The sequence below is a fragment of the Bacteroides sp. DH3716P genome, from assembly GCF_025914115.1.
Taxonomy (GTDB): Bacteria; Bacteroidota; Bacteroidia; order Bacteroidales; family Bacteroidaceae; genus Bacteroides; species Bacteroides ovatus.
The window spans coordinates 6,047,093-6,069,577 of the sequence record NZ_CP083673.1; the positions used below are offsets into that span (position 1 = coordinate 6,047,093).

The 22,485-nt window shown below is 40.8% G+C and carries 21 protein-coding genes and 2 tRNA genes; 11 read left to right on the top strand and 12 right to left on the bottom strand.

Translation table 11 applies throughout. The features are described 5' to 3' along the window. Positions 1 to 105: 105 nt before the first annotated feature. The 3 genes from KQP79_RS23145 to KQP79_RS23155 form a co-directional block, all read right to left on the bottom strand. The gene (locus KQP79_RS23145) at positions 106 to 657 is read right to left on the bottom strand and encodes a DUF3332 domain-containing protein (RefSeq protein WP_004295891.1); all 552 of its coding nucleotides are present in this window, start codon (positions 655 to 657) and stop codon (positions 106 to 108) included. Between the two features lie 93 nt (positions 658 to 750). Next, the gene (locus tag KQP79_RS23150) at positions 751 to 1,200 is read right to left on the bottom strand and encodes a DoxX family protein (protein WP_004295892.1); all 450 of its coding nucleotides are present in this window, start codon (positions 1,198 to 1,200) and stop codon (positions 751 to 753) included. 90 nt (positions 1,201 to 1,290) lie between these two features. After that, positions 1,291 to 1,725 carry a copper resistance protein NlpE gene (locus KQP79_RS23155; RefSeq protein WP_004295893.1) on the bottom strand — a complete coding sequence of 145 codons (435 nt, stop codon included), beginning with the start codon at positions 1,723 to 1,725 and terminating at the stop codon, positions 1,291 to 1,293. 144 nt (positions 1,726 to 1,869) lie between these two features. Between KQP79_RS23155 and KQP79_RS23160 the strand changes: the two genes are divergently transcribed. Further along, positions 1,870 to 2,118: a DUF6965 family protein gene (locus KQP79_RS23160; RefSeq protein WP_004295894.1), complete on the top strand. Its 249-nt coding sequence runs from the start codon at positions 1,870 to 1,872 to the stop codon at positions 2,116 to 2,118. 112 nt (positions 2,119 to 2,230) lie between these two features. Here the strand turns inward: KQP79_RS23160 and KQP79_RS23165 are convergent, their stop codons facing one another. Continuing rightward, a complete protein-coding gene (locus KQP79_RS23165) occupies positions 2,231 to 2,653 on the bottom strand; it encodes a BT0820 family HAD-type phosphatase (protein ID WP_004295895.1) in 423 nt (140 codons plus the stop codon). 96 nt (positions 2,654 to 2,749) lie between these two features. Here KQP79_RS23165 and KQP79_RS23170 point away from each other — a divergent pair, with 96 nt between their 5' ends. The 4 genes from KQP79_RS23170 (at position 2,750) to KQP79_RS23185 (ending at position 5,291) form a co-directional block, all read left to right on the top strand. After that, complete coding sequence (locus tag KQP79_RS23170; protein ID WP_004311677.1) at positions 2,750 to 4,138, top strand: peptide MFS transporter; 1,389 nt, start codon at positions 2,750 to 2,752, stop codon at positions 4,136 to 4,138. Positions 4,139 to 4,220: 82 nt separating this feature from the next. Further along, a complete protein-coding gene (locus tag KQP79_RS23175; protein WP_004311676.1) occupies positions 4,221 to 5,024 on the top strand; it encodes an MBL fold metallo-hydrolase in 804 nt (267 codons plus the stop codon). A gap of 89 nt (positions 5,025 to 5,113) precedes the next feature. After that, positions 5,114 to 5,186: transfer RNA gene (locus KQP79_RS23180), tRNA-Lys, on the top strand. 32 nt (positions 5,187 to 5,218) lie between these two features. Further along, positions 5,219 to 5,291, top strand: a tRNA-Lys gene (locus KQP79_RS23185). Between the two features lie 151 nt (positions 5,292 to 5,442). On the opposite strand, the gene uxaC is transcribed toward KQP79_RS23185, so the two are convergent. Beyond that, the gene (gene uxaC / locus KQP79_RS23190) at positions 5,443 to 6,849 is read right to left on the bottom strand and encodes a glucuronate isomerase (RefSeq protein WP_004303152.1); all 1,407 of its coding nucleotides are present in this window, start codon (positions 6,847 to 6,849) and stop codon (positions 5,443 to 5,445) included. A gap of 198 nt (positions 6,850 to 7,047) precedes the next feature. On the opposite strand from uxaC, the gene KQP79_RS23195 reads away from it, so the two are divergent. Both KQP79_RS23195 and KQP79_RS23200 read left to right on the top strand, forming a co-directional pair. Then, positions 7,048 to 8,115, top strand: coding sequence for a substrate-binding domain-containing protein (locus tag KQP79_RS23195; RefSeq protein WP_004303151.1), 1,068 nt, complete (start codon positions 7,048 to 7,050; stop codon positions 8,113 to 8,115). A gap of 26 nt (positions 8,116 to 8,141) precedes the next feature. Continuing rightward, positions 8,142 to 9,581 carry a tagaturonate reductase gene (locus tag KQP79_RS23200; protein ID WP_004295900.1) on the top strand — a complete coding sequence of 480 codons (1,440 nt, stop codon included), beginning with the start codon at positions 8,142 to 8,144 and terminating at the stop codon, positions 9,579 to 9,581. 75 nt (positions 9,582 to 9,656) lie between these two features. Here KQP79_RS23200 and KQP79_RS23205 read toward each other — a convergent pair whose 3' ends face one another. Beyond that, on the bottom strand, positions 9,657 to 10,190 hold the full coding sequence (locus KQP79_RS23205; RefSeq protein ID WP_004295901.1) for an FHA domain-containing protein: 534 nt from the start codon (positions 10,188 to 10,190) through the stop codon (positions 9,657 to 9,659). 18 nt (positions 10,191 to 10,208) lie between these two features. Further along, entirely contained in the window at positions 10,209 to 11,294 is a 1,086-nt protein-coding gene (locus KQP79_RS23210) for an SPOR domain-containing protein (RefSeq protein ID WP_061448216.1), read from the bottom strand. A gap of 90 nt (positions 11,295 to 11,384) precedes the next feature. On the opposite strand from KQP79_RS23210, the gene rfbC reads away from it, so the two are divergent. Genes rfbC through KQP79_RS23225 form a run of 3 tightly spaced genes read left to right on the top strand, consistent with a single transcriptional unit; the run spans position 11,385 to position 14,107 of the window. Then, entirely contained in the window at positions 11,385 to 11,933 is a 549-nt protein-coding gene (gene rfbC, locus KQP79_RS23215; RefSeq protein WP_004295903.1) for a dTDP-4-dehydrorhamnose 3,5-epimerase, read from the top strand. A 26-nt stretch (positions 11,934 to 11,959) separates the two neighbouring features. Next, positions 11,960 to 13,273: a UDP-glucose dehydrogenase family protein gene (locus tag KQP79_RS23220; protein ID WP_004295904.1), complete on the top strand. Its 1,314-nt coding sequence runs from the start codon at positions 11,960 to 11,962 to the stop codon at positions 13,271 to 13,273. Positions 13,274 to 13,309: 36 nt separating this feature from the next. Beyond that, positions 13,310 to 14,107 (top strand): DUF4738 domain-containing protein, encoded by a 798-nt coding sequence (locus KQP79_RS23225; RefSeq protein WP_004295905.1) that lies wholly within the window; start codon positions 13,310 to 13,312, stop codon positions 14,105 to 14,107. A 51-nt stretch (positions 14,108 to 14,158) separates the two neighbouring features. Here KQP79_RS23225 and KQP79_RS23230 read toward each other — a convergent pair whose 3' ends face one another. Further along, positions 14,159 to 15,427 (bottom strand): DEAD/DEAH box helicase, encoded by a 1,269-nt coding sequence (locus KQP79_RS23230; RefSeq protein ID WP_022199089.1) that lies wholly within the window; start codon positions 15,425 to 15,427, stop codon positions 14,159 to 14,161. A 46-nt stretch (positions 15,428 to 15,473) separates the two neighbouring features. Further along, the gene (gene serB, locus KQP79_RS23235) at positions 15,474 to 16,703 is read right to left on the bottom strand and encodes a phosphoserine phosphatase SerB (protein WP_004295907.1); all 1,230 of its coding nucleotides are present in this window, start codon (positions 16,701 to 16,703) and stop codon (positions 15,474 to 15,476) included. 266 nt (positions 16,704 to 16,969) lie between these two features. Here serB and KQP79_RS23240 point away from each other — a divergent pair, with 266 nt between their 5' ends. Further along, complete coding sequence (locus tag KQP79_RS23240; protein WP_004295908.1) at positions 16,970 to 17,473, top strand: thioredoxin-like domain-containing protein; 504 nt, start codon at positions 16,970 to 16,972, stop codon at positions 17,471 to 17,473. A gap of 232 nt (positions 17,474 to 17,705) precedes the next feature. Here KQP79_RS23240 and KQP79_RS23245 read toward each other — a convergent pair whose 3' ends face one another. Genes KQP79_RS23245 through lon form a run of 3 tightly spaced genes read right to left on the bottom strand, consistent with a single transcriptional unit; the run spans position 17,706 to position 22,399 of the window. Next, on the bottom strand, positions 17,706 to 18,803 hold the full coding sequence (locus tag KQP79_RS23245; protein WP_004295909.1) for an LptF/LptG family permease: 1,098 nt from the start codon (positions 18,801 to 18,803) through the stop codon (positions 17,706 to 17,708). A gap of 3 nt (positions 18,804 to 18,806) precedes the next feature. After that, complete coding sequence (tgt, locus tag KQP79_RS23250; RefSeq protein WP_004295910.1) at positions 18,807 to 19,937, bottom strand: tRNA guanosine(34) transglycosylase Tgt; 1,131 nt, start codon at positions 19,935 to 19,937, stop codon at positions 18,807 to 18,809. Continuing rightward, on the bottom strand, positions 19,934 to 22,399 hold the full coding sequence (lon, locus tag KQP79_RS23255) for an endopeptidase La (protein WP_061448215.1): 2,466 nt from the start codon (positions 22,397 to 22,399) through the stop codon (positions 19,934 to 19,936). The genes tgt and lon overlap by 4 nt, the downstream gene beginning before the upstream one ends. Between the last annotated feature and the right edge of the window lie 86 nt (positions 22,400 to 22,485).

Here is a 22,485-nt window from a genome sequence, read left to right on the forward strand (position 1 = left end):
CAAAAGATCGCAGCTTAAAGAAAGTGAACAGATTTGTATAGTGATGAACAAAAAAAGAGGTGCATCGTGCATTACGACACACCTCCTTCGTATTTGTTTTTATTTTTAGCGGGCGGCAAACATAAAATTGCTCATTGTAGCCTGGCGTGCTGCCAGCATGCCTTGAGCATCCAGCGTTACATTCATCTTTTCGCCATTTGGCAAGAACAAATCAGCAGTGCCATCATTGTTCATTTTTACTAATTCAGCGCTTTCACCGTTTGCAACGACATTCCATGTGTTGGCTTCTTTGTTGTAGATCAGGTCCATTGAAGCAGTTTCGCCCTCTTTAGTAATGGAATATCCATTCTCAAGAGTTTTCACCATGTAGTTGCCGTTTTCTCCTTTTACTTTCTTTACGTCACCTACATTAGCCATCGGATTGGAGCCACTCCAGAATTCGATTGAGTTGATAACTAAAGCATCAGCCAGGTAAGCTACACCATAAACCGGAACAATGTTGAAAGCAAGGAATACGAGTTCGTTTACAAACTTGTTTCCAACTGATTGATTCCAGGAAGACAGGCGGTTGAATAAACCAAATGATCCTACACAAGAACTGAATAATAAGCTACCACTAAGTACTACTGCGACTAAAGTCAGTTTTCCTCTTTTCATGTTAAAATGTTTTTGATTAATAAAAAATATTGATAATTTCTCTCTTATGTGTATGCAAATATAATATTTTTTAATTAATCGGGGCTGTTATTTCTAATTTTTGTATACTCTTGACTTCCGCCGTGACAATTCGTTTCCTATGATATGGTCTATTGAAAATTTACCGGGACCGGCAATATACATCAATATAAATACAACTAAATAGATGAAAGCTAGCTCTTTAACCGCAAATACGTCATTAGCATGAACAACAAAGAAGGCTACTATCATTGTGAAAATCATCGGGATCATTGCCAAGCGATACAGGAATCCGATGATAAATGCCATCGAACATACGAGTTCGCCAAAAATTGCTAATCCGAGAGATAGGGGACTTCCTATTCCAAGCGGATCAGGAAATACTGCTGACATCTCCTGGAAGTTACTCCATTTCTGGATACCGTGGTTCATTAATAATATACCGAAGATGATCCGGACAGCCAATAGCAACAAAGATACTTTCGTTGTATTCGATTTTGTGGGAAATAAAAAACTATAAATCATAAGTTGTTCTATTTTTAAGTTTATATCTATTTATATAAACATAAAAAATATTGAATTTGTTCTCTATTGATAGCAAAATTTGTTTGGACCTTATTCCTTATTTAAAACATAATGGTCTGCAAGTTCTCCGGTTATTTCTTGTTTATCCATTGTTAGTTTGCGTAAATGATTTTCTTCTACTTTATAATAAGAAAGTTCTCCGCCTTCTTCATTAAGAGTCAATAGGTTGTCTTTTAAAGTATATGTACCTTTTTCGTCAAATGAGCTGTCTCTATCGATATATACGGAATGGAGGCTGAATGTTTTGTCCGGATTTAATGTCAGGGTTGTTTCAATACCCGGACAATCGGCAGCGGGGAAAACTCCTTTATAAGTTCCTTCGTAATCAAGTGAATTTTCCGCATTATGGATATCGGTTACTTCGATTGAAGTACTGTCTGCACCGGCACTCTTGTTTGTTTTCGCGCTATTGTTGCATGCTGCCAAAAGAGCACATGAACATACTAAAATGAAAATTTTCTTCATAATTATTGTTTCTATTAGTTAGTCTAATTGAGTATATTGGACGTAAAGGTATAAATTTAAAATGGAATCTTTATAGTAAAAAGAAACGAACAACTTTATTTATGAATAAATAAACTTTGTATCTTTGCGGAAAATTCTAAAGATATGGCACAACATACTTATGACAATGAAGCTGTTCAGGAATTATTGAACTGGGCAAAAAAGATGATTGAGACAAAGAATTATCCAACAGAAAGATATCAGGTCAATAAATGTACTACCATTATTGATGGTAAATCGTATTTGGAATCTTTGATTGCAATGATTTCCAGAAACTGGGAGAATCCGACTTTTCATCCCACTATTGAGCAATTATGGGAGTTTAGGGAAAAGTGGGAAAATAAAGAAGCGTAGCAAATTGCGATTCAATGTTGAATGATAAATCATTTATGAATATAGAAATGCACTCTAATCATGTCAGATAAGAGTGCATTTCTATTTTATTAGTTTGATATTTATCAGCTTCCTAAAAAGGCAGCCATCTTTTCTTCTTTTTCAGGGATGTTTTTTCTTCTTCTCCGTTTTGGCTATAGATATCTGCAAACGTCTTTTTCTCTTTAATCATTTCGTAAATGACTCCCCAGTCTGGTAAACCACCCAGATTTCGATCGTCAATGAACATGTCGGCTTTCAACTTTCGAGAGAATCCCTGATGGCCTTTCTGCTCTTCAGGATAATCCTTATTAACGGCATAAAATTCTAAACCTCTGGCTTTACACCATTCGACAGCTTCGTCCAGAAGTGCTCCTTCACGCACACTCCACAGTATTAAACGATGCTTTTCTTGTTGCAATAACTTCAATGTGTCAACAGCGAATGGAATCTCTTCACCAATGCGTGGATAACGATGTTCTACAATCGTTCCGTCAAAATCAACAGCTATAATCATAGTTTTTAATTACCTAATTTGGAACAAAGATACGGACAGTAAGCCAAAAAAACGTATCTTTGTCTCAAATTAACATTTTAATAAAAATATAAATACATGAACAATTCCCCTCAGCGTGCTGCTAAAGGCTTTACGAGAGCATTTTGGGTCAGCAACACAGTCGAACTGTTTGAGCGTATGGCATATTATGCCGTTTTTATCGTTCTCACTATTTATCTATCTTCCATTTTAGGTTTTAATGATTTCGAAGCAAGTATGATTTCCGGGCTTTTTTCCGGTGGATTGTATCTGCTTCCTATTTTTTCCGGTGCTTATGCTGACAAGATCGGTTTCCGGAAATCAATGATTATAGCATTTTCCTTATTATCCATCGGATATTTAGGGTTGGGTGTACTGCCCACTTTACTGGAAGCTGCCGGTTTGGTTAGTTATGGTGCCACTACTCAATTTAATGGTTTGCCTGATAGCTATACCCGGTGGATCATCGTGCCGGTTTTGTTTGTACTTATGGTGGGAGGTTCTTTCATTAAGTCCATTATCTCCGCTTCTGTGGCTAAAGAAACAACGGAAGCAACCCGTGCCCGTGGTTATTCCATATTTTATATGATGGTAAATGTGGGTGCTTTCACCGGTAAAACGATTATCGATCCTTTGCGTAATGTCATTGGTGAACAAGCGTATATCTATATTAATTATTTCTCCGGTGCGATGACAATAGTTGCTTTACTTGCTGTTATTCTTCTTTATAAATCGACGCATACGGCAGGTGAAGGAAAAAGTCTCCATGAGATTGGACAGGGATTTATGCGAATCATCACAAACTGGCGTTTATTGATTCTTATTTTGATTGTTACAGGTTTCTGGATGGTGCAACAGCAGCTTTATGCCACTATGCCTAAATATGTGATTCGTATGGCTGGAGAGACGGCAAAACCGGGTTGGATTGCCAACGTGAATCCGTTTGTGGTGGTTTGCTGCGTTAGTTTTATCACTCGTTTGATGTCCAAACGCAGTGCGATTACTTCGATGAATGTGGGAATGTTTTTGATTCCTATTTCGGCATTACTGATGGCATGTGGAAATTTGTTGGGTAATGATCTTATTACAGGTATGAGCAATATTACTCTGATGATGATTGCGGGTATAGTTGTGCAGGCGCTTGCCGAATGTTTCATTTCACCGCGTTATCTGGAATATTTCTCTTTACAGGCTCCTAAAGGAGAAGAAGGAATGTATTTAGGATTCAGTCATTTGCATTCATTCCTTTCTTCCATTTTCGGTTTTGGTCTGGCGGGAATTCTGCTCACTAAATATTGTCCGGATCCGGCTTTGTTCGAGACGCGGGAAGCATGGGAGGCAGCTAGTGGAAATGCCCATTATATATGGTATTACTTTGCTGCTATAGGCCTGATTGCCGCTGTAGCGCTACTATTATTTGCAAAAATCACCGAATCCATCGACAAAAAGAAGGAGGCTTCTCGGTAATTCTCTGCTTTTTTATGTATATTTGCCGTCACTTTGCTGTAAAAGTTGACGGCATTTTGCATTTTAATAAAGAGGATAAAACATGAAAGTAAAATTTATAAGCCTGGCGAGTGGCAGTAGCGGGAACTGTTATTATCTGGGCACTGAAACCTATGGGATACTGATAGATGCCGGAATCGGCATACGTACTATCAAAAAATCACTGAAAGATTATAATATCTTGATGGATAGTATTCGTGCGGTATTTATAACGCACGATCATGCTGACCATATTAAAGCAGTGGGTAATCTGGGAGAAAAAATGAATATTCCTGTTTATACAACCGCACGTATTCATGCTGGAATTAATCGTAGCTATTGTATGACGGAGAAACTTAGCTCGTCAGTTCGTTATCTGGAAAAGCAAGAGCCTATGACGCTGGAAGATTTTCACATCGAATCTTTTGAAGTGCCACACGATGGAACGGACAATGTGGGGTATTGCATTGAAATTGATGGCAAAGTCTTTTCTTTCTTAACCGACCTTGGAGAGATTACTCCTACAGCTGCTCATTATATCAGTAAAGCCCATTATCTGATACTTGAAGCCAACTACGATGAGGAAATGCTCAAAATGGGGCCTTATCCTCAATATCTGAAAGAACGGATTGCAAGTAAAACCGGACACATGAGTAACTCTGATACTGCAGAGTTTCTGGCGGAAAATATTACTGAACATTTGCGATATATCTGGTTATGCCATTTAAGTAAAGACAATAATCACCCGGAGCTGGCTTATAAAACGGTGGAATGGAAATTAAAGAACAAAGGTGTTATTGTAGGCAAAAATGTGCAACTACTTGCTTTAAAGCGAAATACGCCTTCCGAGCTTTATGTGTTCGAATAAAGACGAAAAAAAGATAGTAAAAAAGCTGCATGATTGTTTGGTCAAATAAAATAAAAGACCTACTTTTGCAACCGCAAACGAGGAATTAAGCACTCTTAGCTCAGTTGGTAGAGCAACTGACTCTTAATCAGTGGGTCCAGGGTTCGAATCCCTGAGGGTGTACAAATTCGACGTTGCAATAAAAATAAAATGTTGCACTCTTAGCTCAGCTGGTAGAGCAATTGACTCTTAATCAATGGGTCCAGGGTTCGAGTCCCTGAGGGTGTACAAAGATTATTAAAAGGAGAACTTAAAAGGTTCTCCTTTTTTGTTAAGAGTCTTTGTTGTTACAGTTCAGCTATAGGAATAAAAAATACCGCTACTCAAAGCTATATTCGACTTTGGTAGCGGTATTTTTTTATAGTGTAACTACTATCTATTAGAACTTGAAGAAGTTCTTGGCATTGTTGTAGCTGATATCTTCAATCATTTGGTTTACACGATCCATTTCAGATGCCGGAATTTCTCCGTTTTCTACGTCACGTCCTACCAGGTTACACAATGTACGGCGGAAATATTCATGACGCGGGTAGGATAGGAATGAACGAGAGTCGGTCAACATACCTACGAAGCGGCTCAAAAGACCGAGTACTGACAAAGCATTCATTTGTTTTTCCATACCATCCTTTTGATCGAGGAACCACCATCCGGAACCAAATTGGATTTTTCCCGGGATAGAACCATCCTGGAAGTTACCCAGCATTGTTGCAATTACTTCGTTGGCGCATGGGTTCAAGTTGTAGAGGATTGTTTTAGTCAATTTGCCATTAGTGTTTAGGCGATCAAGGAATTTAGCCATTGCTTTGGCAGTTGTGAATTCACCGATAGAGTCGAAACCTGTATCAGCACCCAGTAATTTAAACATCTTCGTGTTATTGTTACGAATAGCGCCGTAATGGAATTGTTGAGTCCATCCTTTTTCCCAGTCCATTTCACCGAAGATCACAAGCATTGCTGATTTGAATTTCAGAATTTCTTCCTTGGTCAATTCTGCGCCACCATATACCTTATTAAAGATGGCTTTGATTTCAGCATCTGTATAATCTTCTGCGTAGAATTCTTCAATACCATGGTCAGACAGACGGCAGCCTTGTTCTGCGAAGAAGTCATGACGTTTGCGCAAAGCAGCGATCATATCATCAAAGTTGGAGATGATAACGCCACTTACCTCTGCCAGTTTTTCTACATAACTGCGGAAATCTGCAGGGACTTCTACAGCCATAGCCTTATCAGGACGCCATGTTGGTAACATCTTGATTTCAAATCCGCTTTCGCGTGTTTTGATATGATATTCCAATGAATCGATAGGATCATCCGTTGTGCAAACGGCTTCTACATGATAACGACGCATCATTCCACGAGCTGAATATTCGGGTTGAGACAGTTTCTCGTTACATTCATCGTAAATTTCACGTGCGGTTTGTGGATTCAATATTTTATTGATACCAAATGCCGTTTTCAGTTCAAGGTGAGTCCAGTGGTACAATGGGTTGCGGAAAGTGTAAGGTACTGTTTCCGCCCATTTTTCAAATTTTTCCCAGTCTGTGGTATCTTTTCCCGTACAGAAACGTTCGTCTACACCGTTTGTACGCATTGCACGCCATTTGTAGTGGTCACCGCCCAACCAGATTTCAGTCAGTGATTTAAACTTGTAGTCGTCAGCTACCATTTGAGGGATAAGGTGACAGTGATAGTCGATGATCGGCATTTTAGCCGCATGCTCGTGATACAACTTTTGCGCAGTTTCTGTTTGCAGCAAGAAGTTTTCGTCCATGAAGTTCTTCATTATTACTGTGTTTTAAGTATATAAAATTATTACTTTCTATATTTATACCTATATAGTATTGATTTTAAAGCTAATAGGCGTAAATCTTGTTTTAGTTTTATTAACCGTTATCGAACACAAAAATAGAAAATTTACTTGGAGTAACAAAATAATTCGTATATTTGCAGCGATTATTTATAATATTTAAGTTTTAGCACTATGGAGGACCAGAACTATACCATTAAAGACATTGCCCGTATGGCCGGTGTTTCCGCCGGAACGGTTGACAGGGTGTTGCACAATCGCGGTGACGTGTCTCCCAAAAGCAAAGCCAAAGTACAAAAGGTGTTGGATGAGATTCATTATCAGCCCAATGTGTTTGCTATCGGTTTGGCTGCTAAAAAGAAATATTCTTTCCTCTGTTTGATACCTTATTATATAGAGCATGATTATTGGCATTCGGTAGTAGGGGGGATTGAGCGTGCCCGGCAAGAATTACGTCCTTTTAATGTGAGTATAGATTATTTGTGCTATCACCATGGGGATGAGAAGAGTTATCAGGAAGCCTGCCTTTCTATAAAAGAAAAGAATGTGGATGCGGTATTGATTTCTCCGAATTTTCGGGAAGAGACACTGGCGCTGACAGCCTATTTACAGGAAAATAAGATTGCTTATGCTTTTGTCGATTTCAATATGGAAGAAGCGAAAGCGTTGACGTATATCGGGCAGGATTCATATAAGAGCGGATATATCGCAGCGAAAATATTGATGCGCAATTATTCGGCAGGAGAAGGCCAGGAGTTGGTTTTGTTTTTAAGTAACAATAAAGATAATCCGGCTGAAATACAGATGCAACGCCGTTTGGATGGTTTTATGAGTTACATTGCCGAAGAATATAATAACTTGGTAATCCATGAGGTAGTACTTAATAAATCCGATCAGGAAAGTAACCAACAGACATTGGATGAGTTTTTTCAGGCGCATCCGAAGGCTTTACTGGGAGTTGTATTTAATTCCAGAGTGTATCAGTTGGGAGAGTATCTTCGTCATGCGGGACGTAGCATGAAAGGACTGATAGGATATGACCTTCTGAAAGCAAACGTAGATTTATTAAAATCCGGTGATGTGCATTATTTAATCGGGCAACGTCCGGGTTTGCAAGGATATTGTGGGGTGAAGGCGTTGTGCGACCATGTCGTGTTTAAGAAGTCTGTTGAACCTGTAAAATACATGCCTATTGATATCCTGATAAAGGAAAACATTGATTTTTATTTTGAATTTGTATAATATCAACTTTATAAATTACAACTAACATGAAAGCATTAAACAAAGAAACTGCTCCTAAAACACAACGTCCGGAGCGTATTATCCAATTTGGCGAAGGTAACTTTTTGCGTGCATTTGTAGATTGGATTATTTATAACATGAACCAGAAAGCTGATTTCAACAGCAGTGTAGTAGTGGTTCAACCGATTGATAAAGGTATGGTCGATATGCTGAATGCACAGGATGATCTTTATCATGTAAACCTTCAAGGATTGGATAAAGGAGAGGCTGTTAACAGCTTGACAATGATTGATGTAATCAGCCGCGCTTTAAACCCATATACTCAAAATGACGAGTTTATGAAGTTGGCAGAGCAACCTGAAATGCGTTTTGTTATTTCAAACACTACAGAGGCTGGTATTGCTTTTGATCCGGCTTGTAAACTTGAGGATGCTCCTGCTTCATCTTATCCGGGTAAGCTGACTCAATTACTCTATCATCGTTTTAAAACATTCAATGGTGATAAGACAAAAGGTTTGATTATTTTCCCTTGCGAGCTTATTTTCCTGAATGGTCATAAGTTGAAAGAAACAATTTATCAATATATTGAATTGTGGAACCTGGGTAATGAGTTTAAAACTTGGTTTGAAGAAGCTTGTGGTGTATATGCAACATTGGTAGACCGTATTGTTCCGGGATTCCCGCGCAAGGATATTGCTGCTATCAAAGAAAAACTGCAATATGATGATAATCTGGTTGTTCAGGCTGAAGTTTTCCATTTGTGGGTTATTGAAGCTCCGCAGGAAGTTGCAAAAGAGTTCCCGGCTGACAAGGCAGGCTTGAATGTATTATTTGTACCGTCAGAAGCTCCTTATCACGAACGTAAGGTTACTTTGTTGAATGGCCCGCATACTGTTCTTTCTCCGGTTGCCTATCTCTCGGGAGTGAATATTGTACGTGATGCTTGCCAGCACGAAGTGATTGGCAAATATATCCACAAGGTAATGTTTGACGAACTGATGGAAACTTTGAACTTGCCGAAGGATGAGTTGGAGAAATTTGCAAATGATGTATTGGAACGCTTCAACAATCCGTTCGTGGATCATGCAGTAACCAGCATCATGCTGAATTCTTTCCCTAAATACGAAACTCGTGATTTGCCGGGATTGAAGACTTATCTGGAACGTAAAGGTGAACTTCCTAAAGGACTGGTACTTGGTTTAGCCGCTATCATTACTTATTATAAAGGTGGTGTACGTGCTGATGGTGCTGAAATTGTTCCGAATGATGCTCCTGAAATCATGAACCTGCTGAAAGAACTTTGGGCAACAGGTTGCACAAAGAAAGTTGCCGAAGGTGTTCTGGCTGCAGATTTTATCTGGGGAGAAGATTTGAATAAGATTCCGGGATTGACAGAAGCCGTAAAAGCTGATTTGGATTCTATCCAGGAAAAAGGAATGCTTGAGACCGTTAAAGGTATTCTGTAATTAGAAGACTAAATAAAAAAATAGCGCCACTGTCCTCTGAACAAGTGGCGCTATTTTTTATTATCAAGTTATTTATTATTCTTGTTCAGCCGTATGCAAAATAAATGTAGTAGCTCCAATTGTCACAATAGCGCCATCTTCAATGCGTACACGGTCTTTATCTCCCAGAATTTCATTCATAAGGAAAGTACCTGTGAGACTAGGAGCATCTCGTAATGTGTAGACTAGCTTTCCTTGCTTATTACGCTTTATATTGATGATGCAATGGCGTCGATCCATGCTCATATCACCACTTTCAATGGGAGTATTAATGTTTGTTCCTACACAACGGCGGCCTATGACATTGTCACCTTCCTGCAAGGGAAGTAACTGTTTAAAACCAAATACATTTTCGATAACAGTGATATATCCGAATTCTTCTTTATGAGATTCAGCTTCTTCTTCCAGGTTTTCTTCCTTTCTAAGAGCCTTAACTTTACTTTTTCCTAACCGGATACTGAATTGCTTGCCACAATGTTCGCATTCAAATACCAGTGATTGGCCTTCGCTATACTTGGTTTCATCAAAATAAAGATAATTCTCACATTTAGGACAAAGAACTCGTTTCATGCTTTTTAAAAGGGTTTTTTATTTAGCCAGTAACCAGGCATTCTTATAAGTTTCGTTTTTTCTTAGCTCAAGTAATTGCTTGGTCGCTTCATCACGGTTGTTAAATGAACTGATACTGACACGTACTTTACCATCAGTGTTCAGAGCTTTTGCATCTGCAAATCCTTTTGATTTTAATTGGTTCGCAATAACTTCTGCATCTTTCAGGCTGATTCCTCCTGCCACAATGATATGAAAAGGATGATTTGCACTTTCTTGAGATTTCACCGCAGGAGCAGGAGTCGCTGTTTCCTGTTTTACCACTTCCACTTCTCTTACTGCGATCGGTTTGGAAGTCCTGGCTTTATCCGTTGTATGCTTTTTAGCAGATGAAGTTTTGGTTGAAGCAGAAGAAGCAGAAAGCTTCTTTGCTTGTTGCGCAGCATCGTTCTTAACATAAACAGGAGTTACTGCAACCGATTGCTTTTCTATTTGCTCAAAAAGCTCGCTGGGCAATAACTGTGCATAATTGTTCTTTTGAACGTCGGTATTCTCTACCGGAGTTGAAAAGGCAAAGAACAGTACGATGGCAGCAATCATTGCTGCAGCATTGCGGAGATACGCGCGGTTGATACTAATTTCAAAAGTCTTCTTTTCCTTTTCCTGATAAGTCGGTACCAATACTTTTTCTTTCTGCTGCAGAGCCGAAAGTTCATGTATTTCAAAAGAGTCGAGACCATATAATGAAGGAGTTGTTATCTTATAATCATAAGGAACGAACTCGTAGTTGCCATAAATGTTAGATTGAATCTCGCCTATATTATCCAGATGGGCTTTCCCTTCCTCATGAAGGAGACCGATAAATTCGTTTACTTCTTTTTCTACTATACGGCTGGCGTCAGCAAAACTTGTGTCGTATGCTGACATATAAGATTGCACCAGTACGCCGTCATTCAGTTTTAATTGAGGATTAAAACCGATTGTACGGGTAGGAGGTAAAAATATATTTTCTTCCTTTACGCGGGTTGCGGGCGAATAATGCGCTACAAAACCACCAAATCCCGGAACAATGACGCAGTCGTTTTCCAGTAGTAAAGTCTCTATATGTTGTGCCAATTCAATCATGTCTGCAAAATTAAGAGATAAATTGAATATATCCCAGAAAACTTCGAAAAATTCACTACTTTTGCATCGTTTTATTTATCACTATCAATAATGAACTATATACAGACAGAAATAGACGGAGTATGGCTGATCGAGCCTAGAGTTTTCTCCGATGAACGAGGCTATTTTATGGAAGCCTATAAGAAAGAAGAGTTTGAAGCCAATATTGGTCCCGTAAACTTTATACAGGACAACGAGTCGAAATCATCTTTTGGTGTATTGCGTGGATTGCACTATCAAAAAGGAGAACATAGTCAGGCGAAACTGGTTCGTGTTCTTAAAGGAGAAGTGCTCGACGTTGCCGTTGATTTGCGTAAATCATCGCCTACGTTTGGAAAGCATGTTTGTGTATTGCTTAGTGAAGAAAACAAGAGACAATTTTTTATTCCCCGTGGTTTTGCTCATGGCTTTGCTGTCTTGAGTGAAGAAGCTGTTTTTACATATAAGGTAGATAACAAGTATGCTCCGCAGGCAGAAGCCTCTATTTTATATAATGACGAAGCATTGGGGATCGACTGGCCGTTGGCAGAGTCGCAAATGTTATTATCTGCGAAAGACAGAGAGGGAACTGCTTTCAAGGACGCCGTTTATTTTGAATGAATTTCTAAACAAACAATAGATTAAGTATGAAAATTGCAATCGTGGGAACAGGGTATGTGGGTCTGGTGTCAGGCACATGTTTTGCCGAAATTGGCGTGAATGTAACGTGCGTAGACACGAACAAAGAGAAAATCGAATCTTTGCAAAAGGGGAACATTCCAATTTATGAAAATGGATTGGAAGAGATGGTACTCCGTAATATGAAAGCAAAGCGATTGAAGTTTACTACCTCATTGGAAAGTTGTCTGGATGAAGTGGAAGTTATATTCAGTGCAGTTGGAACTCCTCCGGATGAAGATGGCAGCGCTGATTTGAAATACGTATTGGAGGTGGCCCGTACCATTGGTCGCAACATGAAACAGTATAAATTGGTAGTTACCAAAAGTACCGTTCCGGTAGGCACTGCCAGTAAGGTTCGTGCGGTTATTCAGGAAGAACTGGATAAGAGAGGCGTGACGGTTGATTTTGATGTGGCTTCTAATCCGGAATTCCTTAAAGAAGGAAATGCTATCAGTGATTTTATGAGCCCGGACCGCGTGGTAGTGGGAGTGGAGTCGGCACGTGCGGAGAAATTGATGTCCAAACTATATAAACCATTCTTATTGAATAATTTCCGTGTGATTTTCATGGATATTCCGTCTGCGGAAATGACTAAATATGCGGCAAATTCGATGCTGGCAACCCGTATAAGCTTTATGAATGATATTGCAAACTTGTGCGAGATTGTTGGTGCGGATGTGAATATGGTGCGTAGTGGGATAGGTTCGGATACTCGTATCGGACGTAAGTTTCTGTACCCGGGTATCGGATATGGTGGTTCCTGCTTCCCCAAAGATGTGAAGGCATTGATTAAAACAGCAGAACAGAATGGTTATACCATGCGGGTACTTACGGCTGTGGAAGAAGTGAATGAGAACCAAAAAAGCGTCTTGTTCGAAAAGTTAATGAAACAGTTTAATGGTGATTTGCAGGGTAAGACTGTTGCTTTGTGGGGATTGGCATTTAAACCGGAAACGGATGATATGCGTGAGGCTCCGGCATTAGTCCTGATCGATAAATTGCTGAAAGCAGGTTGTAAAGTACGCGCATACGATCCGGCTGCCGTGCAAGAATGTAAGCGCAGGATTGGTGATACTATCTATTATGCTTGCGATATGTATGATGCCGTACTGGATGCTGATGTGTTGATGTTGGTTACCGAATGGAAAGAATTCCGTCTGCCTTCATGGGCCGTTATCAAGAAAACGATGTCCCGGCAGATTGTGTTGGACGGACGTAATATATATGATAAAAAAGAGATGGAAGAACTCGGATTTATTTATCACTGTATTGGTAAATAAAAAAATAAGAGTATCTTTATATAAAAACTAAAATAGATGATGAAAAATGTGGCTGTATCGTTAATGGCAATCTTTTTCGCGGCATGTAGCGGCAATAAGAGTCCCCATTCTCTTCAACAAGAGAAAGAGGATCTTAGTGCAAAAGGACTACTGCAGGGAATTTGGCTGGACGATGAAACGGAGAGCCCGTTGATGCGTGTAGAAGGAGATACTATCTACTATGCAGATGTACAAAGTACTCCCATTGCATTTAAAATAATACGGGATACTCTTTATACTTATGGAAATGATACTACTTATTACAAGATTGATAAGCAGGCAGAACATATATTCTGGTTTCATTCCATAACGGATGATGTAATTAAGTTGCATAAATCCGAAGATGCCAATGATTCAATCTATTTTGTCCGTCAGGAATTAGTCATTCCGGCATATACGGAAGTAACCAAACGCGATAGTGTAGTGACCTATAATGGCACTCGCTATCGCGCATACGTATATATTAATCCTTCTAAAATGAGAGTCATCAAGACGACTTATTCCGAAGACGGGATTAGCATGGATAATGTATACTATGATAATGTGATGCACATTTGTGTGTATGAAGGTAAAAAGAGCCTGTTTGCCAGCGATGTTACCAAACAGATGTTTGACAAAGTACTTCCTGTCGATTTTCTGGAGCAATCCATCCTGTCAGATACAAAGTTTATGAAAGTAGACCGGAACGGTTTTCATTATCAAGCTGTCCTGGCCATTCCGGAAACTTCCATATATAGCATTGTAAATATGGAAGTAAGTTTTAAAGGAGATTTGACTATCACTTCATCCAAATAAAAAAGCACCATACATTCAGATCGTATAGTGCCGGATTAAAAAAGCCTTGCTTTAATTTTGTCTGGGGGGAGACGGACGGTTATTTCTCTTTCCTCCGTTATTATTATTCCTTTTTCCCCGGAAATCTTTTCTTTTGTAGTTGCCACCCTTGCCCTTGCTAAAAGGACGCGGTTTGTATTCCGGAGCTTCTCCCAATTCTTCAGGAATAGGAATTTTATAAATCTCTTTTTCCAGGAAGTTCTCAATACTTTTGAAGTTACTTTGTTCTTTCTCGCTGATGAACGTAAGTGCTACACCATCATTGTTGGCACGTGCTGTACGTCCGATACGGTGTACATAGTCTTCGCTGTCGTGAGGCACGTCGAAGTTGATAACCAGGCGGATATCATCGATATCTATACCACGTGCAACGATGTCCGTAGCTACCAATATATTGATTCGTCCGGCTTTAAACTCATGCATAACAGTTTCCCGTTGAGCCTGTTCCAGATCCGAATGCATTTCCCCTACGTTCAGTTTCATGGATTTCAAAGCCTTGGCTACTTCCTTGACCTTGATTTTAGAAGATGCAAAGACAATCACACGTTCCGGAACTTCATCCATAAAAAGACTGCGTATGATTCCCAGCTTTTGATTTTCGTAGCAAACGTATGCTGCCTGAATAATCTTTTCTGCAGGTTTGGAAACTGCGAGCTTTATCTCTGACGGATTATTTAAGATTGTGTTTGCCAATTGCTGAATCTTTGCAGGCATTGTTGCAGAAAACATGATTGTCTGTCGTTCCTTCGGCAGATATTTCGCAATTTGCATGATATCTTCATAGAATCCCATGTCGAGCATCCGGTCCGCTTCATCCAGAATAAAATAAGAAACCTTGGAAAGATCTACATATCCAAGGCTTAAATGGGCGATCAGACGTCCGGGAGTAGCAATAACAACATCAGCTCCTAAAGTGAGTCCTTTTTTCTGTTGTTCGAACAATATTCCATCATTTCCACCGTATACGGCAACACTCGATACCGGCATGAAATAGGAAAACCCTTCCATTTGCTGGTCGATCTGTTGGGCCAATTCCCGGGTAGGAGACATGATGACACAATTAATCGCATCTTCCGGATGTTTACCTTCAGATAATTTATTCAATACAGGCAGTAGAAACGCGGCCGTTTTACCTGTTCCTGTCTGTGCTACTGCGATCAAATCTTTACCCTCAAGTATGATTGGAATTGCCTGCTCCTGTATAGGCGTACATTCGTCAAATCGCATGGCATCAAGCGCCTCAAGCACATTTGCATTTAATTGTAGTTCGGAAAACTTCATTCTTTTATTTAATTTGTCAGCAAAGATAATCTATTTTTTGGTCTAATTACATATTCAAGTAAGAATCTTTGAATCCGAGAAAATAGAGCACTCCATCCAGTCCGATAGTGTTGATCGATTGCTTGGCATTTGCCACCACTTTAGGCTTTGCGTGGAAAGCAATTCCCAGTCCGGCAACCCCTAGCATAGGGAGGTCGTTAGCTCCGTCTCCTACGGCGATGGTCTGTGCAATATCCACCTTTTCCACTTGTGCAATGAGGCGGAGCAGTTCGGCTTTCCGTTTTCCGTCTACTACATCTCCCAGGTAACGTCCGGTCAGTTTGCCGTCAATAATTTCCAGTTCGTTGGCATAGACGTAATCTATACCGTATTTCTTTTGCAGGTATTGACCGAAATAAGTGAATCCTCCCGAAAGGATGGCGATTTTGTAACCGTACTTCTTCAATACATACATCAGCCGTTCTACGCCCTCCGTGATAGGCAAGCTCTCGGCTATTTCCTGCATTACCGATTCGTCCAGCCCTTTCAATAGTGCTACACGGCGGGTAAAGCTCTCTGTAAAGTCTATTTCTCCACGCATGGCGCTTTCTGTGATGGCCTTTACTTCGTCGCCTACACCGGCACGGATAGCCAGTTCGTCAATCACCTCTGTTTCGATTAATGTAGAGTCCATATCAAAACAGATCAGACGGCGCATACGACGGTACATATTATCCTGTTGGAAAGAAAAGTCCATTTCCAGTTCGCTGGCCAATTTCATCAGCTTCTCCTGCATCGCAATGCGATCTTTCGGAGTACCTCTCACTGAAAATTCGATGCAAGCCCTGGTGCGTGCATCTGCCTGACATTCATCCAACGGGATACGACCTGTCAGACGTTTGATAGCATCAATATTCATGCCCTGCTCGGCTAATATGCTTGTAGCGGCAGAAATCTGTCGGGCGGAAAGCTTGCGTCCCAGAACCGTCAGGATATAACGGTTTTTCCCTTGCATACCTACCCAGTTTTCATATTGCTCGGTGGTGATAGGTTCAAACCGGATGGTCACTCCCAAGGAAGAAGCCTTGAACAACAGTTCCTTCATAATGAATCCGGAATGTCTTTCTTCACTCTTGAACAGGATACCCAGCGATAATGTATTATGAATATCTGCCTGGCCGATATCAAGAATCGTGGCATCATATTTGGCAAGGATTTCGGTCACGGAAGCAGTCAGTCCCGGGCGATCTTCGCCGGTAACTCGAATCAGAATCAATTCAGTATTTGATGGTTGCATAAAAAATAGACTTTAACGCTGCAAAAGTAGAGAAAAAAGTTCGTTTTTATGCTAAATAACATAAAAAGTTATACCCCAAAAGTGAGATTTTTGCTTATTTGCTTGGAAGTTAATTTAATATTTGCTTACCTTTGCACCCGGTTTCAAAAATAAAGGCTCTGATAATCAGCGGATTCCTCTTCGCCTGATGCCTGAAAAGACAACGTTTCGGGAAGAAACCACTGTTTAAGGACAGTCCCGGATAGTATTAACTAAAACCGAATTACATGAAGCATGTAAAATGGATTTTTGTTGTATTACTGATTTGTTCCTTGACCGCTTTCGTTGAGAAAGACAAACCTACCGGAGGTTTGAGTGAGGGTGACGTAGCCCCTGATTTTAAAATCGAATCTACGTCAAACGGGCAACCCGCCTTTAAATTGGGAAATTTGAAAGGTAAATACGTGTTGCTAAGTTTTTGGGCAAGTTATGACGCGCAGTCCCGGATGCAAAATGTAAGTTTGAGCAATGCGCTTCGTTCTTCTCATAATGTGGAAATGGTTTCTATTTCATTTGACGAATATCAGTCAATATTTAAGGAAACCGTTCGTAAGGATCAAATAGTTACGCCCACTTGTTTCGTGGAAACAGAAGGCGAGGATTCCGGCTTATTTAAGAAGTACCGTTTAAACCGGGGATTCACTAACTATTTATTGGATGGAAATGGTGTAATTATAGCCAAAAACATCTCTGCTGCAGATCTTTCTGCTTATGTAAAAGAAGTCGGTTAACGATTTTAAGAATATAAGGAGGAAGAGGGATTTTCCAAATCACCGTCAGGTGAAAATAATGGAGAATAGACAAAAGAGGAAATGGATACAACAAAAAAGTTCCGCCTACACTTGCATTAGCAAGAATAGGCGGAACTTCTACTTTTATACTCTTCGTTTATCCGGTGCATCCAAAACCTTGGGGCAATCTATGGATAGAATCCGTGAAGACTGCGGAAGGCTTGCCTACCTTTTATTTAGGTGCCTTCTGGTACAAGAAGAATGCGATACCTGCATAAAGGATATTAGGAATCCAGACTGCAACGGCAGGCGGCACATTTCCGTTCACGGCAAAGGTGGAAGTAATCGTCTGGAACAGGATATAAGAGAAACTTAATCCTAATCCGATACCCAGATGAAGCCCCATACCGCCTTTCGTTTTTCGGGACGAAAGCGATACACCGATGATGGTAAGGATGAAAGAGGCGAATGACATAGCGATTCGTTTGTGATATTCAATCTCAAACTCCTTGATGTTGGCAAATCCTCTTCGTTTCTGTTTGGCGATATAATCGCTTAATTCGGGACTGGTCAGCATTTCCTGCTGATTTTTCATGATAAGAAAGTCAGAAGGTTCCATGTTGATGATAGAGTCTATCCGGTCTCCTTTAGTGATTTTTTCCTTTAAACCATCCAGTTCGCGTACCATATAATCGTGGATCGTCCATTTATGAACGGTGGTGGTGTCGTACGTAATCCGTCGTGCAGTTAAATGTGAAACCAGCTTTTTATCCACAAATTTGTCCAATGAAAAGCGGTTACCGGTTTTCATTGCGTTGTTATAGTTGTCGATATATGCAATCACTCCGCTATCCACTTCCAGCTGCACATTGCTTACCGAGTTTTGTTTCTTTGGTTTGATATACCGGTCTTCAAAATTCAGACGCGTAACACTTCCTTTCGGAATCACATACGAACTTAGTGTGAAAGTGACGAGGGCGATGATAGCGGCAGAAATCATGTAAGGGCGCATCATCCTCTTAAAGCTCATACCGGTGGAGAACATCGCAATAATTTCGGAGTTTTCTGCCAGTTTGGAGGTAAAGAAAATAACAGCAATGAATACGAACAACGGACTGAACAGATTGGAGAAATAGGGGATAAAGTTCATGTAGTATTCAAAGATAATTTTATCCCATGGAGCTTCATGCTCCATTAGTTTGTCCATCTTTTCGTTGAAGTCAAATACCACTGCAATAGAAATGATTAGTGCAATAGCAAATACGTATGTCCCCAAGAACTTCTTGATGATATACCAGTCCAGCCGTTTTATAAATCGATTGCTTTTCATTTCTTATAATCTAGTTGATACTCTTTTGACCATCATCGGCTTCCAAGTCGAGAAATCTCCAGCGATAATGTGCTTTCTTGCTTCCCCTGCCAGCCACAGATAGAATGCCAGATTATGTATGGAGGCAATTTGCATAGCCAGTAGCTCTTGCGCATGGAAAAGATGGCGCAAATAAGCCTTGCTGTATAATGTATCCACGCAAGAGGCTCCGTCGGCTTCGATAGGAGAGAAGTCCGTTTCCCATTTCTTGTTCCGCATATTGATAATGCCATCTTTGGTGAACAACATGCCATTTCGTCCGTTTCTTGTAGGCATAACGCAGTCGAACATATCCACGCCGCGTTCTATTCCTTCAAGAATGTTGACAGGAGTTCCGACACCCATAAGGTAACGGGGTTTGTCTTTGGGGAGTATTTCATTGACAATCTCGATCATTTCGTACATCTTGTCTACCGGTTCGCCTACCGCCAAACCACCGATGGCATTCCCGTCAGCACCTTTGGACGCTACAAACTCTGCAGATTGCTTGCGCAGGTCGGGATAAACACATCCCTGCACGATGGGGAAGAGAGACTGATTATAACCGTATTTAGGTTCTGTCTCGTTAAAACGTTGTATACAACGGTCGAGCCATCTGTGGGTTAATCCTAATGACTTTTTGGCATACTCGTAATCCGAGTCGCCCGGAGGACATTCGTCAAAAGCCATCATAATATCCGCACCGATGGTACGTTCTATGTCCATCACCTTCTCCGGAGTGAAGATGTGCTTGCTTCCGTCGATATGCGAACGAAATTCGGCTCCTTCTTCACGCAGCTTTCTGATTCCGGCTAATGAAAATACCTGAAAACCACCGCTGTCAGTCAGCATGGGGCGGTCGAAACCGTTGAAACGGTGCAGCCCGCCTGCTTTCTCGATCACGTCCAGTCCCGGACGCAAATAGAGGTGATAGGTATTACCCAGAATAATCTGTGCCTGAATATCTTCTTTCAATTCGGTCAGATGTACTCCCTTCACAGTGCCCAGTGTGCCCACCGGCATGAAGATAGGTGTTTGTATCTGCCCGTGGTCTGTTGTTATCAGACCGGCACGGGCATTACTTTTAGTGTCTGTATATTGTAACTCAAATGTCATTCCTGGCTGGGTTTCTTAACAGATAAATCAATAGGATTCGCTACTTTCTCGTTAGTCAATGCAATAGCGAATACCTCTCTTATATCGTTTACATAGTGGAAAGTCAGTCCTTTCAAATAAATATCCTGAATTTCATCTATGTTCTTTTTGTTCTCGGCACTCATGATGATTTCCTTGATTCCGGCACGTTTGGCTGCCAATATTTTCTCTTTGATGCCACCCACAGGAAGCACTTTGCCGCGAAGAGTGATTTCTCCTGTCATGGCAATGTTGGCTTTCACTTTTCTTTGAGTCAGGGCAGAAGCCAGTGAAGTGGCCATTGTGATACCTGCTGACGGACCATCTTTCGGAATAGCCCCTTCAGGAACGTGGATATGGATATTCCAGTTGTCAAAAATCTCTTCATCCAGACTAAGAACAGAAGCGTGTGCCTTGATATATTCAAGTGCCAGCATGGCAGATTCTTTCATCACATCTCCCAGGTTACCTGTCAGTGTGAGACGTCCGCCCTTGCCACGGCTCAAGCTCGTTTCTACAAATAAGATTTCGCCTCCGACAGCTGTCCATGCCAATCCGGTGACTACACCTGCGTAATCATTTCCCTGATACTTGTCGCGTGTATATTCCGGTGCTCCAAGGAAATCATACAAATCTGTCGGTTTGATTTCCGTCTTGGCGAAATAACCGTCCGTAGCATATTGACGGGCTGATTTACGAAGGATTTTACCGATCTTCTTTTCTAGCTCACGAACGCCGCTCTCACGGGTATATGATTCGATGATAGCTTCCAACGTATCTTTGGGAAGCTTGATATCTGTCTTTTTGAGTCCGTTGGCTTCCAGTTCTTTGGGAACCAGATGCTTACGGGCTATCTCTACTTTTTCTTCTGTGATATATCCACTTACCTCAATCAATTCCATACGGTCGAGCAACGGGCCGGGGATTGTATTCAGGTTATTGGCTGTTGCAATAAACAATACCTTGGAGAGGTCGTAGTCTACATCCAGAAAGTTATCATGGAAAGCAGTGTTCTGTTCCGGGTCGAGCACTTCTAACAATGCGGAAGAGGGGTCTCCCTGACGGTCGGCGCTGACTTTGTCTATTTCATCTAGGATGAAGACAGGATTGGACGCACCGGCTTTTATCAAGCTCTTGATGATTCGTCCCGGCATAGCGCCGATATAAGTCTTACGATGACCGCGAATCTCTGCTTCGTCATGCACACCGCCTAAAGACATACGTACATATTTCCGTTTGAGCGCAGATGCGATGGATTTTCCAAGAGATGTTTTACCCACTCCCGGAGGGCCATACAAGCAGATAATCGGTGATTTCATATCACCTTTCAGCTTTAATACGGCTAAGTGTTCCAAAATACGCTCTTTTACTTTCTCCAGTCCGTAATGGTCTTTGTTCAACGTCTTTTCTGCGTTTTTAAGGTTCAGATTGTCAGTTGTATAAGTACCCCATGGGAGATTGAGCATCGTTTGCAGATAGTTGAGCTGTACGCTGTAATCCGGAGATTGCGGATGAGTGCGTTCCAGTTTGGCAAGTTCTTTCATGAACGTGTCTCTGACTTCTAAATTCCAGCGCATTCTTTCTGCCTTCTGGCGCATTTCCTCTATTTCCTGCTCCTGACCGCCGCCACCCAGTTCATCCTGGATGGTTTTGATCTGCTGTTGCAGGAAGTATTCGCGTTGCTGCTGGTCGATATCTTCGCGGGCACGCATTTGGATGGATGCCTTGATTTCTGCCAGTTGCACTTCGCGGTTCAGAATTTCCAGTAAGTGATAAGTGCGTTCACGCAATGAGTTGATGCTCAACAAGTCCATCTTCTCATCTTTCTTGAACGGCAGGTTTGAGCAGATGAAATTGACCAGGAACATTGAGTTGTTGATATTTTTAATAGCAAACGACGAATCCTGATGCATCACATCTGATGATTTGATGTATCTCATTGTCAAGTCCTTGCAAGTTTCCACCAGGGCTTGAAACTCTTTATCATCTTTGCCGGGGACATCTTCCTCCAAAAGTTCTATTTCACCTTTCAGGTACGGATGAGTTTCGATGATGCTAGTCAGACTTAAACGTTTCATTCCCTGAAGAATGACTGTTGTTGTCTGATCCGGCATTTCCAATATCCGCACAATTCGTCCTACGGTACCGATATTGTGTAAATCTTCCAGTTTCGGATCTTCTGTATGTGCCGATCTCTGGCATACTACTGCAATATCTTTATGTTTCTTGTCAGCATCTCGTACGAGTTTCAGAGAAGACTTACGGCCTACCGTGATCGGCAGGAATACTCCAGGAAACAATACCATATTACGTAAGGGGAGTACCGGAAGAATTTCACCAGATTTCACATTTACATCAAATGCTTGTTCATCGTTCCCATCATAGTCTGTGATTAGCGAGAAGTTGTTATCGCCTCCATCTTCCAATAAATATCTTTCTTTCATTTTTTCGTTTTAATTTAGTTTATGTCATATTGATATGCATAAATCGTTTGCAAAGTTAATTGATTCTCTCTAATAATAAAGCACTG

Excerpts from the sequence above, each read along its gene's own strand:
- KQP79_RS23145 (WP_004295891.1), bottom strand. The coding sequence starts at position 657 with ATGAAAAGAGGAAAACTGACTTTAGTCGCAGTAGTACTTAGTGGTAGC.
- KQP79_RS23150 (WP_004295892.1), bottom strand. The coding sequence starts at position 1,200 with ATGATTTATAGTTTTTTATTTCCCACAAAATCGAATACAACGAAAGTA.
- KQP79_RS23155 (WP_004295893.1), bottom strand. The coding sequence starts at position 1,725 with ATGAAGAAAATTTTCATTTTAGTATGTTCATGTGCTCTTTTGGCAGCA.
- KQP79_RS23160 (WP_004295894.1), top strand. The coding sequence starts at position 1,870 with ATGGCACAACATACTTATGACAATGAAGCTGTTCAGGAATTATTGAAC.
- KQP79_RS23165 (WP_004295895.1), bottom strand. The coding sequence starts at position 2,653 with ATGATTATAGCTGTTGATTTTGACGGAACGATTGTAGAACATCGTTAT.
- KQP79_RS23170 (WP_004311677.1), top strand. The coding sequence starts at position 2,750 with ATGAACAATTCCCCTCAGCGTGCTGCTAAAGGCTTTACGAGAGCATTT.
- KQP79_RS23175 (WP_004311676.1), top strand. The coding sequence starts at position 4,221 with ATGAAAGTAAAATTTATAAGCCTGGCGAGTGGCAGTAGCGGGAACTGT.
- uxaC (WP_004303152.1), bottom strand. The coding sequence starts at position 6,849 with ATGAAGAACTTCATGGACGAAAACTTCTTGCTGCAAACAGAAACTGCG.
- KQP79_RS23195 (WP_004303151.1), top strand. The coding sequence starts at position 7,048 with ATGGAGGACCAGAACTATACCATTAAAGACATTGCCCGTATGGCCGGT.
- KQP79_RS23200 (WP_004295900.1), top strand. The coding sequence starts at position 8,142 with ATGAAAGCATTAAACAAAGAAACTGCTCCTAAAACACAACGTCCGGAG.
- KQP79_RS23205 (WP_004295901.1), bottom strand. The coding sequence starts at position 10,190 with ATGAAACGAGTTCTTTGTCCTAAATGTGAGAATTATCTTTATTTTGAT.
- KQP79_RS23210 (WP_061448216.1), bottom strand. The coding sequence starts at position 11,294 with ATGATTGAATTGGCACAACATATAGAGACTTTACTACTGGAAAACGAC.
- rfbC (WP_004295903.1), top strand. The coding sequence starts at position 11,385 with ATGAACTATATACAGACAGAAATAGACGGAGTATGGCTGATCGAGCCT.
- KQP79_RS23220 (WP_004295904.1), top strand. The coding sequence starts at position 11,960 with ATGAAAATTGCAATCGTGGGAACAGGGTATGTGGGTCTGGTGTCAGGC.
- KQP79_RS23225 (WP_004295905.1), top strand. The coding sequence starts at position 13,310 with ATGATGAAAAATGTGGCTGTATCGTTAATGGCAATCTTTTTCGCGGCA.
- KQP79_RS23230 (WP_022199089.1), bottom strand. The coding sequence starts at position 15,427 with ATGAAGTTTTCCGAACTACAATTAAATGCAAATGTGCTTGAGGCGCTT.
- serB (WP_004295907.1), bottom strand. The coding sequence starts at position 16,703 with ATGCAACCATCAAATACTGAATTGATTCTGATTCGAGTTACCGGCGAA.
- KQP79_RS23240 (WP_004295908.1), top strand. The coding sequence starts at position 16,970 with ATGAAGCATGTAAAATGGATTTTTGTTGTATTACTGATTTGTTCCTTG.
- KQP79_RS23245 (WP_004295909.1), bottom strand. The coding sequence starts at position 18,803 with ATGAAAAGCAATCGATTTATAAAACGGCTGGACTGGTATATCATCAAG.
- tgt (WP_004295910.1), bottom strand. The coding sequence starts at position 19,937 with ATGACATTTGAGTTACAATATACAGACACTAAAAGTAATGCCCGTGCC.
- lon (WP_061448215.1), bottom strand. The coding sequence starts at position 22,399 with ATGAAAGAAAGATATTTATTGGAAGATGGAGGCGATAACAACTTCTCG.